Genomic DNA, 12649 nt, shown 5'->3' with positions numbered 1-12649 from the left:
TCAGTCATTTTCGCATATTCTTTGGCTGATAATTCAGGCTGAACCGAACTTTCCAAACTTGTTTCTTTCTGACACGAAGCCAGAAACAGAATCACTGCGGCAAAAATTAGAATCCTTTTCATAATTTATTGATTTTGAGAGTTTAATTTGATTAATTAAAAGTATAATTATTTTATTGGAAATTGAAATGGGTTCTTGAATTTGTCAATAAGTTGATTTGTCTATTTGTCAATGGAAATTTGACTCCTGAGGAAAATTCTTCTCTTTAAATGAAATCTTTCAAAACGTACAACGTATAACGTATAACGTAAAACTCAATGATCTGATTGGTCTATTTGTAAATCCTTTGAATGAGGAAATGAGAAAATTAGCAAATTATTAATCCTGATTCCAACACCGCGTCATCTCGAGGAGCGATATGGATCTTGTTTTAAGATGATTTTCCCGCGACGAGAGATCTGTTGCAAATGAAATGGAGAATGAATTTGTCAATGAGAAACCCGATAGCAATCTGGAGAAGACTGATTCAAGAACCAAGAGCCAAGAATCAAGACTAAATCCTGGTTTGTTTGAGACTTAGTTGTTAGAATAAAGAACAAAGATCAAGGAATAAAGACCATATATATCATATCCAATTCTCCCCATTTTAATCCCAGCACCTGACACCTGATACCTCATACCTCACACCTAACTAACAACCACCTTCTGAGATCTTCTGGTTAGTAAATGAATAATTATCCAGGCCAGCAGATAGGTCACCCCACAAATTGTAAATATAAGATTATACCCACCCGTTAAGTTATCAGCCGCTTTGTAAACATCAAGCAGATACCCCACAAATATTGGGAACAATATCCCCCCTATTGCACCGGTCATACCACCGATTCCAACAACTGAACTCACTACCTCTTTTGGGAACATATCCGAAGCCATTGTAAAGATATTTGTTGCCCATGCCTGATGCACTGCAACAGCCAGACTAATCAAACCTACCGCTACCCATTTATCAGTAACAAACTGAGCGATTGCGATCATGATACCAAGCTCCAGAATAGCAAACAACAATAATACTCCCTTTCTTGCTTTTAAGGTAGGCCAGCCTCTTTTAATCAGACTGGAAGAAAAATAACCTCCTGCAATACTTCCTATGGTAGTTGCGCCATAGATAAGTATCAATTCGGGACTGATTACCTTCAAATCAAGATTAAATGTAGCAGAAAAATAAGATGGCAACCAGAACAGGAAGAACCAGAAAATCGGATCGATCAAGAATTTACCAGTAACAAATGCCCAGGTCTGAGGAAATGTGAACAACCTTGTCCAGGAGATCTTAATAGCGCTTTTTACCTGATCAGAAACATCATCCTTATCGCTTTCGATATAGGCCAATTCTTCTGAACTCAATCTTTTCTGTTTAGAAGGAATTTCATACAGAATCCACCAGAAAATCAACCATATAAAACCAAGGGCTCCGGTAATCCAAAAAACCTCTTGCCAGCCATAGTTTTGCATAATTATCGGAACAAGTATTAATGCAACAACAACACCTATCGCCGTTCCTGAATTGAAAATACCTGTCGCCAGTGCCCTTTCCTTTTTAGGAAACCATTCGGCAACAGCCTTCATTGCTGCCGGGAAATTACCAGCCTCCCCTATCCCAAGTGATAATCTGGCAATACCAAAACCCATTACTGATTTTGCAAGTGCATGAAACATTCCTGCCAAACTCCACACAACTACAGCAACACTATAACCCATTTTAGTTCCAACCTTATCAATAAACCTTCCGGATACCAATAAACCAATAGCATACGCAAACGAAAATGCAGACATGATCTTCCCAAAGTCTGTTTCTGTCCAGCTGAATTCCGCTTCAAGTGTAGGTTTTAGCAAGCCAATGATCTGCCGATCCAGATAATTAATTACAGTACCTGTGAAGAGTAATCCTACTATGATCCAACGATAATTTTTGATTTTTCCTGATGCCATTTGCTGGTTGTTGGTTGGTTAGTTGTTAGTTGGTTAGTAAATAGTGGTTCATTGTTTATTTATGTTATCTGTTGTCTGGATGGAAACTTTTTCTAAATTATCACAATATAACTATCGGATATCAATTGACTGTCATCCCGACGCAGGAGGGACTCCATTCAATTTAGCTGGATTTTTCAGTCTTGGTTCCTGGCTCTTGGTTCTTGAATCTATGAATTAAAATGCTTAACATACTGCTTAAAGTGCTCCAATAATCCATCCCAATCCTCATTCTTAATCAATTGTTTATCGAAAAGCTGTCCCCCTATTCCCAAACCGTCGGCGCCAGCTTTCATAAACACCTCAATGTTATTCAGGCTGATTCCGCCTGTAGGCATTAGTTTAATTTTGTTCAAAGGTGCTTTTACATCCCTGATATAATCAGGACCCAATGCGGTAGCAGGGTAAACCTTGACCATATCCGCACCAAGCTCCCAGGCCTGATAAATCTCTGTGGGAGTATAGGCTCCGGGAAATACCGGAATCTTTGACTTTACACAGTTGCGTACGACCTCTGGATTCAGAATAGGTGTTACAATAAATTGAGCACCTGCCTTTAGAGCCATTTTCAGGTCATCGGTACTGCAAACCGTACCGGCACCTACATTTAAACAACCTCTATACTGCTCAGCAGCATAACGAATAATATCCTCCGCAAAAGGAGTATTCATAGTTATTTCAATGGTTGTAAGTCCGGCAGCATGGTAAACAGGTAAAATTTTTGCAATTTCATCAAATGTCAGATTCCTGATTATTCCAACCAGCGGCACCCTGGAGAAATCTTTCCAGGAGAATTCTTGATTATTCATTAGAGATGGTTTGTAGTGCATTAAATAGTTGAACCTGTCCGGCAATAGTTGCTTTGTCGATAAGGTCAGATTGAATAAAGCTTGTTTTTATTTTAAAAGAAAGCATTTCTGCTGCAATTTTATAATGATGATAAAGATGCTTTCCGCTGCAGATCACCAGATGATCAAAATTTCCTGAATAGAGCTGCCTGAGTTCTGTACCAATAAGTAATCCGCTTAAATAATATGAATTCTGCTCTTTGCCGAACTTCCCAAAGAGCTGCATCGTTCTGACAGTAAATAAATTATGTAATAAGGAAGATGATCCGGAAATTTCTACCCCATGTTTAAATGCCTCAATATTAGCGGGTTCATTTAAACCTGAAGATTTACTCAAATCAATAGAATCCTTTAGTATACTGTGTTCGCTGAGAATATTAAAGATCTCCCCGGTCATGAAGGTCTTAAAATCAGTTACCTGCTCATCTTTTACGAAAATATGTTTAGAGTGAGTTCCGGGAAAAACAAATACGATTTGCTCATGTTCCTGTACGGAAACCTCATTTATTTTAATCAGGCCTATCAACTGGGCTTCCTCCCCTCTCATCACATCCTCATAACTCTTCAGACCCGAAACCAGCACAAGATTTGCACCAGGGCCGTTAAAATTTTCATATATCTTTACAGATGCCTGAATACCACTGATATTAAATGGCAGTTCAGCATAAGCAATTTCCTCCATCCCCAAAGATGATGAGGCCATACCGGATACAATAACCGGAATATTTTCGAGAGACTTTCCGGATTTATTCCCTAATTCAAGAATACTTGATTTAAGGATCTCAGAATAGTAATCAAAGCGATTGATTTCCGCTTGTTCTTTCCATGACCTGAAAGTACCTGCTACCCCACCCGGCGATAACAATTCAGCAATAACTGCATAGGTGTATCTATCAACCAGTCTTAACCTGAATGAAGTAGTTCCCCAGTCGCAGCATAATATATATTTATTCATTCTGTCTATTCTAAATTACCTAAGCAGCATGTTCCTTCCCTATGGTCGGTTTTCTCACCTTACCAGATGCAACCTGAGGAGCAATGAGATTGCCGCGCTACGCTCGCAATGACAAATTACATCCCTGGTTGGTGATAACTGGTTGGTGACAACACCAACCAGAGGAAAATACCAATTTGCTATTTATTGTATGTAAAGACGAAATCAAATTGCAACCGCCTAAGTGATTTCGTAAATTTTAAATCTGGACGGCAGACCCCACTTGCTAATTTGTTCATTCCATAAATTTTTAATTGATTTAGGCGACTGACGAAATCGACTTTCTGCTCGCCCATGCGATTTCGCAAGTCTCTTAGCTAATTGTCAACTATCAATTATCAATTGTCAACTATTTATTAATTTTATTAATTCTCGTTTTAAACACCATTTCCGTATTCCCCTTTATAACATCCTCTTCAGTAAACCTGCAATACAAAATATCTTTAGCACTGGTTCTTTCACGATCGAATACGACGTGGATCTTGCCGTCAGGAGTTTGATCGGCATCAGGATAGGAAACGTTTTCTCTGGCATCCAGCAAAAGTTTATGTGGCCAGGTTTTGCCGCCATCAACAGATATAAATGCGCACATATTATTACGGGTAGTGCTGCTGTTTGAAATCAGCAATAAACTTCCTGAAGACAGTTTGCCGAGATAGAAACGACTTGAGGTTGTTGGTCCGGAAGCGGTAAAAGGCTCAACAGTACTCCATGTCAAACCATAATCTGAACTTGTAGCAAAGTAAATTCCTTTTGTTGTTCTTACCATGGCCATCAGATTACCCTTATCTGAAACTTCTACAAGCTGTGGTTCATCATGAATCCGGATTGAGTCTGCAATTTGGATGCTTGAATAGTTTGTCAATGAAGCTAAATCATTTGATTTTGAATAATCCAAAGCCCGGATAAATGCGCCATTTTCAGGAAAAACTTTTCCTGAACTATCACCCGGTAAAGGTTTGTCAACGTACACCGGAAATAGAGCAAGATCTTTGGAAGCCAGATATAGCGGCTTATTGCTCATCACTCCATCACTGATTCTTTGTGTCTGGCCGTGGGTAATTTTAGTGCCATCCCAGGCAATCTCAAGGGCATTTACACCACCAAATCCATCCCATATAAGGCTATCTTTTGCACTGCCATAGAATAAATGAAGCTGACCATTTTTATCCCTCCAGAAAGCAGGATCAAAAAACCTGTATTCCGGCAAATTTGGATAAACTGCCAGCTGATCATTTAACCAAGTCTTTCCTGAATCCTGACTTACAGAAAGGGTCACAAAATTTCCGGGACCAGGAGCAGCTCCACCTGAATACCAGGCTACAAAGATCTGCTTTCCATCAGCAGATGTACCAATTGCTGGAACCTGCTCAAAATTTCTACCGGCTAATCTTGGGTCTGTTCCGGTGATAAATAAGGCAGCAGAATCAGAAGTATCTGCAGTAGATTCAGCAGTTTTTTTATTTGAATTACAGCCTGAAATCAGTGTCCCAAAACTTACTGCAAACAGTAAAGTGGAAAATAGTATAGTTTTTGTTCTCAATTTATTTGGAATTAGAGGGTAAATTATCTTTTGTCTTTTTGCACTTTTCTTGAAATCTGTGTAATTATATCCGAGCTAAATATAAATAAAATTGGTCTATTGATCGGATTTGAGCAATTCTGTCTGAATAATCATTTATACTTACCAATTATGTATTGCTCCATCCGGACTCTTTAAAACCGGATGAGGGAATTTCGTCTTTTCGATTATTTCCATCACAAAATCTGCTTTCTTTGGATTGAATTTTACCCCAAGCCCCGGCGCAGGATTCAAATATAGTCTGCCATTTGAAAAATTAAGGTAATCCTCATTAAAATAGGCCGGCTTTTCAGGTTCTCCACCTGCTAATTCCATCATTGCCCTTGCAGGACTGCTTGATCCTAAAACATGAACTAAAGCGGCAGTAGATAAGGGTCCGGTAAAATGAGGAATCATTCCCACATAATGCGTTTCACACAGAGAGGCTATTTTTTTAAACTCAACGATGCCACCGGTATTTGGTAAAGTAACCCTTGAATAATTGATCAATTGCTGCTCAATCATTTCATTGATATCCCAACGATCGCCAAACTGCTCGCCAACTGCCAGTGGAACCTTGGTTAGTTGCCTGAATTTCCTGTATGCTCCGGTATTCTCAGATCTGATCGCATCTTCAACAAAATATGGACTTAGTTCTTCCAATGCATCGCAGATCTTTATAGCTTCAGGAGTATCAAAACGGGTATGCAGGTCGATTGCCCAGTTCCCCTGCCCACCAACTGCCTGATCTATTCGTTTACAGAAATCAATAGTTTTAGCAGCATTCTGAAAGAAATCAAAAGACTGATCACCATTTCCACCGGTTGGGCCAATCCTGTAAGACCTCAAACCAGCTTTCAGACAATCTGTTGCCCGCTCTTCCTCAGTTTTGGCTTTTGAGGCTCTGAATCCCGTCGCATAACATTCTATATAGTCGCGTGTCGCTCCTCCCAGTAATTCATAGACAGGCACATTCAATGCTTTTCCTTTAATGTCCCACAAAGCCATTTCAAGTGCACCGACTGCATGGAGTTTTTCCCTTCCGGGAGGATAAAACATGCCTCTGTAAAGGTTTTGCCAGATGTGCTCAATCCGGAATGGATCTTCGCCAATCATCATCTGCGCACATTGTTCAATCATATCTTTTGAACCGCCTTCGCCGATACCTATTATACCGCTGTCGGTCTCAATTTCAACGATTCCACGAGCCTGATTAAATAAGGGCTTATTATATCCAGGGGCACTGTAGTACCTGATTTTCTTTATTTTAATTCCTGAGGATGCCAGCGAATCCAGTACAGGAAAACCCAACATCATGGTTGCTGAACCGAGCATAGCGGATTTAAGAAACCGTCTTCTTTCCATAAAACTTATTTAATTAATGCGTTCTACATCCACAAACTGTACGCCCGTTTCTTTGGTGTCAAATTTGAGAAATGCCTCAAATCTGCCAGAACCTGCAGGCAGTTCAATATCATCAAAAATTACTGAAGTTTTTCCTTCTGAAACCTGGATATTTTTTTCAAGACCCTGATATTTAAAACAGGCTAAGCCAGATGTCGGTGCTTTCTGAAAACGAAGGGTAATCCGATATCTGGCCGCAGTGCTAAAAACCTCCCAATAACCAAATTTATTGGACTGATTGCCAAATGCTCCGGGACCTCCCCAATCGAAGCGGGATAACTGCACATTTTTTTGGAAGGGAGTTCCTAAATAAATTCGCTGAGGCCAGTCCGGACCACGATCCTTAATTGCCTGGTCAAACCAGTTCTCATACCTTGAAAGCATGCTTTTAACTATTTCAGGATATTGTTTGGCGATATTATTAATCTCACTTGAATCTATTTCGATATCATATAATTCAAGATTCGCGATCATTTTCTTTACATCTGCATCAGTAGGACGCCTTATATCACCATAAGGATCATCAGTGGGCGAAATTAGCTTATATCGCTGTCCGCGAACCGTAAAATGAAAGTATTTGAATGGCTCAGAGCCGGCATGTCCCTGAATAAAAATTTCACGTTCAGTGAGATTTTTAACTTTTGAGGTCAATAATGGCATTAAGGATAATCCATCAAGCTTCAGGCCTTTTGGAACAGCGACATCACATGCTTCCAACAAGGTTGGCATCACATCTATATGAGCCGCCAGATTGGTAAATTTCACACCATGAGGTATTTTTGCAGGCCATTTAATGAAAAACGGAGCACGTATACCGTTCTCATACACGCTGGTTTTAGTCCCCCGAAGATTCATACTGTAACGATCAGGGTAAAGATCATTTTTGGTTCTTTTGGTCCTCGGTCCATTGTCTGACATGAAAATAACGATCGTATTTTCCTCAATTCCGAGTTCTTTAAGTTTAGCCAGTAAGCGGCCGATGTTAGCATCGACATTGGCAACCATCCCATAAGTACGAGCATTCAATTCATGCAGGCCCATTTTTCGAAATGGATCTGCCCATTTATCACTTACTGTTAAGGGAAAATGCGGAAGATTGGTCGCGTAAAAAGCAAAGAAAGGTTTGTCCTTATTCTTATCTATAAAATTGAGGGTTGCATCTGCAAAAATATCATCGCAATAGCCATCAAATACCTTTCTTACATTATTATGTTCGAGAATTGGATTGAAATAAGAGTTTCCGGGAGGATCGGATGCCTGCCCTATTCCTCCTCCTTTGTGAATCAGGGTTTCCTGAAATCCCTTGTCTGATGGTCTCATAGGATAGCTATCACCCAGATGCCATTTGCCAAAAATTCCGGTACTATATCCAGCATCAGACAACAACCTGGCAATCGTAACTTCAGAGGACTTCATCAGATGAGATGTCTCGGTTACACCCACCACTCCGGTTCTGTAATTATCACGCCCGGTGAGCATACTCGCACGGGTTGGAGAACAATTGAAATTGACAATGAATTGTTTGAATTCAGCACCTTGTTTCGCAATAGCATCCATATTCGGGGTTTTCAGTATATTATTATTGTGTATACCAATATCCCCGACACCCTGATCATCGGTCATGATCAACAAAACGTTTGGCCTTTTCTGAGCGAAACTATTCTTTAATGCAAAGCCGAGATTCAGAATTACAAAAAGGCAAATAAACTTTAAATAGTTCATAACACTAAGCAACAGAATATTGAAATTGGGTTGACATTAATACATTTAAGGGCAAACTTTAGCTTATTCTTCTATGATATTTAAAGAATACTAAATTTAAATTAATGTTCCTCATTTTGTCTGAACTGTGATTTATATGAGTAGATTGATTGTTATAATCAGGAAAATCATATAAATCACCGAAATCACAGTTCAGACAGAAGCTTGCATATTAATTCTTGACATTCGAGGCAATAGCGTTGAGATCATACATAATCCTACCACCTTTAATTGTCAGTTCACACTCCAGTTTTTGAGTTCCTTCCTGCCTGTTCATCGCGATGTCTCTGAATCCGAACTTACCCTGACGCATGCTCAGTATCGCAATATCTGCAATCGCTCCTTCTGAAAGATGTCCCAATTCAGTCCGTTTAATAGCCTGAGCAGGTCTCCAGGTACTTCGTTCGATCACAGATTGCAGATTCATACCCATCGCAAGGTGTATTGACAAGACATTCAGCTGATCCTTCATTGAACCATTCATGCTACCGGTATGAAGGTCAGTACCCATCAGATCGGGTAACAATCCAGCCTTAATTGCTGGAATAGCCTGATTGAAATTGAAACTTCCACCACCAAAACCAACGTCAAAAATAATTCCTCTTTTTTGAGCAGGAATAACAAAAGGTCTCAGTTGTCTGGTCTGAAGATCAACGATTGGATCCCTTCTTTCCAGCTCAGTAAATACGTGTGTATAAATATCACCGGGTCTGAGGTACTTAAAAAAAAGATCTTCGATAGGAAGCTTACCACCTCCAAAATCAATAATAACCGGCATATTGGCTAATTTACCAGCGGCAACGATGCGTTCAACAGGAGTCCAATCAGGATTTGTAAAATGTGCCAACTTAAATCCAACCACATGTTCTTTATTATCCAGAGCAGCCTTTGCAGCTAGTTGGACATCCATATCACTCACATCCTGTTCGTAATCACCACCTCTCATACCCTCTCCAACAATATTAAGGAATGCTAAAATTCTGGTTTGAGATTTATCAATGATATTCTTTTTAAAGGCATCAAATGATTTATATCCCGGACCTCCACAGTCTACCATAGTGGTTACACCTGAACGAAAGCTAAATCCATCGGCTGTTACACCCACATCACCATTACTTAAATAACTGTTTGGCTGGGTACCCCAGAAAACGTGTGCGTGGACATCGATAAGACCGGGAGTAACGTACATCCCATTGGCATTTATAACCTGCTCGGCTTGTGCTGCATCGATGTTCTGTGCTACTTTAGCAATCTTACCATCTTTGATGGCAACATCCATCAGGGCATTAATTTTGTTCTTTGCGTCGATCACTCTACCACCCTTTATCAGGGTATTATATATTTTACCCTGAGCATTTGTAAATGTTGCCAGGAAAAGCAGAACTATAATTACTATTGAGAATTTCTTCATTGCTTTATTTCTAAAATCTTTAAATAAAAATCAATAAATTGATTTTTAGCTTATTATTTATTTGATCTGTGCCGATGTTCCTGCAATTGCATTCAGATCGTAAACAATTCTTCCGTTACGAATAGTCATTTCACACTCAAACCTTTGCTTGCCTTCATTTCTGTTACCAGCAATATCTCTGAAAGCGAAATTCCCATTACGTACTGTTAAGATAGCAACATCCGCTCCGGAACCTACCGATAGATTCCCAAGTTCGGGCCGCTTAATAGCCTGCGCAGGTGCCCAGGTACTACGGGATATGACCCCCTGAATATCCATTCCCATAGAAAGGAAAATAGAGAGTACATTTAACTGATCTTTCATCGCACCATTCATACTCCCGGTATGAAGGTCTGTCCCCATCGTATTGGGCAAAAACCCAGCTTTAATTGAAGGAATAGCCTGATTGAAGTTGAAACTTCCTCCTCCAAAACCAACGTCAAAAATAATTCCCCTTTTTTGGGCAGGAATTAAAAATGGCTTTAACTGACGGGTATTAAGATCTACTACAGGATCTCTCTGGACTAACTCAGTATAAACATGAGTGTAAATATCTCCGGGACGAAGATATTGAGTAAACAATTTTTCGATAGACAAAGGAGCATGCGTATTATCACCACCAAAATCAATAATTACCGGCATATCTGCCAGTTTACCGGCCTCAACGACACGTTCTACCGGAACCCAGCTTGCAGCAGCAAAGTGAGCAAGCTTAAATCCGACTACAATATCTTTATTTGCCAAAGCTTTATCTGCAGCTTTCTTAGCATCCATATCATTGATATCCTGTTCATAAGGATTGCCTCTCATACCATCACCAACGATGTTCAGAAAGGATAAAACTCTTGTTCTTGAACGGTCTATGATATTTTTCTTAAATCTGTCAAATGAAGCCCAGCCTGCACCTCCGCAATCAACAACCGTTGTTACCCCTGACCTGAATGTGTAAGGATCGGGTGCAAGGGCTGAAAATCCACCACTTAATCCCCTATCATCTGTACCTGCAAAAACATGAGCATGTAAGTCGATTAAACCGGGTGTCACGTACATCCCTTTCGCATCCACAATCTGTGTTGCAAGTGAGGGATCAATATTTTTAGCAACTGCGGCAATTTTTCCGCTTTGGATAGCCACATCCATTAATTCGTTTATATTATTTTTTGCATCAATTACATGCCCACCCCTGATGAGGATGCTGTACGTTTTTGTTTGGGCCTGAGCAAATACAGCAAGAAATAAAACCCCACAAAGAAGCAGAAAGGAAATTCTTTTCATAATTAGAATTGTGTTTTGTGAATTTTGGTAAGCAATCAGGTATCAGGTATGAGCTGATACCTGATACCTCATACTTAATACCTCATTTAGCCTATCGCCGCCTTGGCAAGCTCCTGCTGAACCCGTTTTGCAACAAGTTTATCCTCTCCATTCTTCAGCATAAATACTGTAATGTTGATCCCAGTCTGGCCGCCCATTACTTCTACTGAAGGACTACCGTCCTGTAGATTTTTCATTAACTGTCTTGGTGTGATCTTAACTTTATTCTGATCCCAGGATATTTTTATTGCAGGTGTGTGGTTCGCTACAGGAGGAACGAAAACGTCAGCACTAACACCATCAACCTTTGTTGCAGCATTAACAATTACTGCCACACGATCTTCCCACATTTTCCATTCTGCAGCATGGTCAGTATTGACATATTTATCCAATGCAACATACATTCCCAAAATTTCTTCTTTATTAACTTTCATACCGCGACCAATATTACCACCATTAGGAGGTGCATTAAGACGTGCAGCGGCAATCAGGTCCTTTTTACCCATCAAAATACCTGCACTCTGAGGGCCGCAAATTGCTTTACCACCAGAAACGCAAACCAGGTCAAAACCTAAGTCATTGTACTTCCAAAGATTTTCAACAGGAGGAACATCGGCAGCCATGTCAATCATGGTAGGAATGTTATGCTTTTTACCAATAGCAACAAATTCTTCATGCTTAATTTTGCCCATTGGACCGCTTGAGTTCAGAAACCACATCATTGCCGTTTTGCCGGTAATAGCTCTTTCCATTTCTGCAGCTGTTTCAACCTCTACTACCTTGATTCCTGTATTGGTTAAAGCATGTACATACCCAACATTATGTTCTTTTTGAACGATTACTTCAGAACGCTCGAAAGTTGATAGATCAGGCAATAAAGAAACTTTTTTTCTATCCATTCTGGTCAAAATACCAGCAGTTCCCAAAACGAGGGCCGACCAGCAACCCGCAGTAACCATAGCCGATTCAGCATGGCACATTGCAGCAATTTTCTCCCCTACTTTATCCTGAACCTCGTTAATCATCACGAAGTGTTTAGATGCAGATTGAATGGTATCAACAACTTCATGATGCATTAATGAGGCAGTCATGGTAGTATAAGTACCGGCAGCATTAATAAAGGTTCGTAAACCCAATTCTTTAATCACATCGCGCTTGGCAGCAGCTACAGCCGGAGAGGCCAAAGATTGCAACGGAACACCAGTACCTACTGCCGCTCCTGCAATCGGGGCTACAGACAGGTATTTAATAAGATCTCTACGTTTCATAGTATTGTTTTTGTTTTTATT

The 12649-nt window shown here is 40.0% G+C and carries 9 protein-coding genes; all 9 read right to left on the bottom strand.

The features are described from left to right. Positions 1-687: 687 nt before the first annotated feature. Positions 688-1989: an MFS transporter gene (locus Q8M41_RS06495; RefSeq protein ID WP_305364439.1), complete on the bottom strand. Its 1302-nt coding sequence runs from the start codon at positions 1987-1989 to the stop codon at positions 688-690. Positions 1990-2198: 209 nt separating this feature from the next. Beyond that, complete coding sequence (locus Q8M41_RS06490) at positions 2199-2837, bottom strand: bifunctional 4-hydroxy-2-oxoglutarate aldolase/2-dehydro-3-deoxy-phosphogluconate aldolase (protein ID WP_305364438.1); 639 nt, start codon at positions 2835-2837, stop codon at positions 2199-2201. Then, complete coding sequence (locus Q8M41_RS06485) at positions 2830-3831, bottom strand: 2-dehydro-3-deoxygalactonokinase (RefSeq protein ID WP_305364437.1); 1002 nt, start codon at positions 3829-3831, stop codon at positions 2830-2832. The genes Q8M41_RS06490 and Q8M41_RS06485 overlap by 8 nt, the downstream gene beginning before the upstream one ends. Positions 3832-4219: 388 nt before the next feature. Further along, positions 4220-5413, bottom strand: coding sequence for a sialidase family protein (locus Q8M41_RS06480; protein WP_305364436.1), 1194 nt, complete (start codon positions 5411-5413; stop codon positions 4220-4222). A gap of 141 nt (positions 5414-5554) precedes the next feature. Continuing rightward, the gene (locus Q8M41_RS06475) at positions 5555-6796 is read right to left on the bottom strand and encodes a mandelate racemase/muconate lactonizing enzyme family protein (protein WP_305364435.1); all 1242 of its coding nucleotides are present in this window, start codon (positions 6794-6796) and stop codon (positions 5555-5557) included. Between the two features lie 9 nt (positions 6797-6805). Continuing rightward, positions 6806-8557 carry an arylsulfatase gene (locus tag Q8M41_RS06470; RefSeq protein ID WP_305364434.1) on the bottom strand — a complete coding sequence of 584 codons (1752 nt, stop codon included), beginning with the start codon at positions 8555-8557 and terminating at the stop codon, positions 6806-6808. A gap of 211 nt (positions 8558-8768) precedes the next feature. Beyond that, positions 8769-10007, bottom strand: a complete 1239-nt coding sequence (locus tag Q8M41_RS06465; RefSeq protein WP_305364433.1) for an amidohydrolase/deacetylase family metallohydrolase — start codon at positions 10005-10007, stop codon at positions 8769-8771. A gap of 57 nt (positions 10008-10064) precedes the next feature. Beyond that, positions 10065-11321, bottom strand: coding sequence for an amidohydrolase/deacetylase family metallohydrolase (locus Q8M41_RS06460; protein WP_305364432.1), 1257 nt, complete (start codon positions 11319-11321; stop codon positions 10065-10067). An 86-nt stretch (positions 11322-11407) separates the two neighbouring features. Next, positions 11408-12628 carry an aminotransferase class V-fold PLP-dependent enzyme gene (locus Q8M41_RS06455; RefSeq protein ID WP_305364431.1) on the bottom strand — a complete coding sequence of 407 codons (1221 nt, stop codon included), beginning with the start codon at positions 12626-12628 and terminating at the stop codon, positions 11408-11410. Positions 12629-12649 lie beyond the last annotated feature (21 nt).

It is taken from the genome of Daejeonella sp. (genome assembly GCF_030684675.1).
In the GTDB taxonomy this organism is placed as follows: Bacteria; Bacteroidota; Bacteroidia; order Sphingobacteriales; family Sphingobacteriaceae; genus Daejeonella.
The sequence above is the reverse complement of the archived record's forward strand: the minus strand, read 5'-3'. Positions and strand labels throughout refer to the sequence as shown.

Excerpts from the sequence above, each read along its gene's own strand:
- Q8M41_RS06495 (WP_305364439.1), bottom strand. The coding sequence starts at position 1,989 with ATGGCATCAGGAAAAATCAAAAATTATCGTTGGATCATAGTAGGATTA.
- Q8M41_RS06490 (WP_305364438.1), bottom strand. The coding sequence starts at position 2,837 with ATGAATAATCAAGAATTCTCCTGGAAAGATTTCTCCAGGGTGCCGCTG.
- Q8M41_RS06485 (WP_305364437.1), bottom strand. The coding sequence starts at position 3,831 with ATGAATAAATATATATTATGCTGCGACTGGGGAACTACTTCATTCAGG.
- Q8M41_RS06475 (WP_305364435.1), bottom strand. The coding sequence starts at position 6,796 with ATGGAAAGAAGACGGTTTCTTAAATCCGCTATGCTCGGTTCAGCAACC.
- Q8M41_RS06470 (WP_305364434.1), bottom strand. The coding sequence starts at position 8,557 with ATGAACTATTTAAAGTTTATTTGCCTTTTTGTAATTCTGAATCTCGGC.
- Q8M41_RS06465 (WP_305364433.1), bottom strand. The coding sequence starts at position 10,007 with ATGAAGAAATTCTCAATAGTAATTATAGTTCTGCTTTTCCTGGCAACA.
- Q8M41_RS06460 (WP_305364432.1), bottom strand. The coding sequence starts at position 11,321 with ATGAAAAGAATTTCCTTTCTGCTTCTTTGTGGGGTTTTATTTCTTGCT.
- Q8M41_RS06455 (WP_305364431.1), bottom strand. The coding sequence starts at position 12,628 with ATGAAACGTAGAGATCTTATTAAATACCTGTCTGTAGCCCCGATTGCA.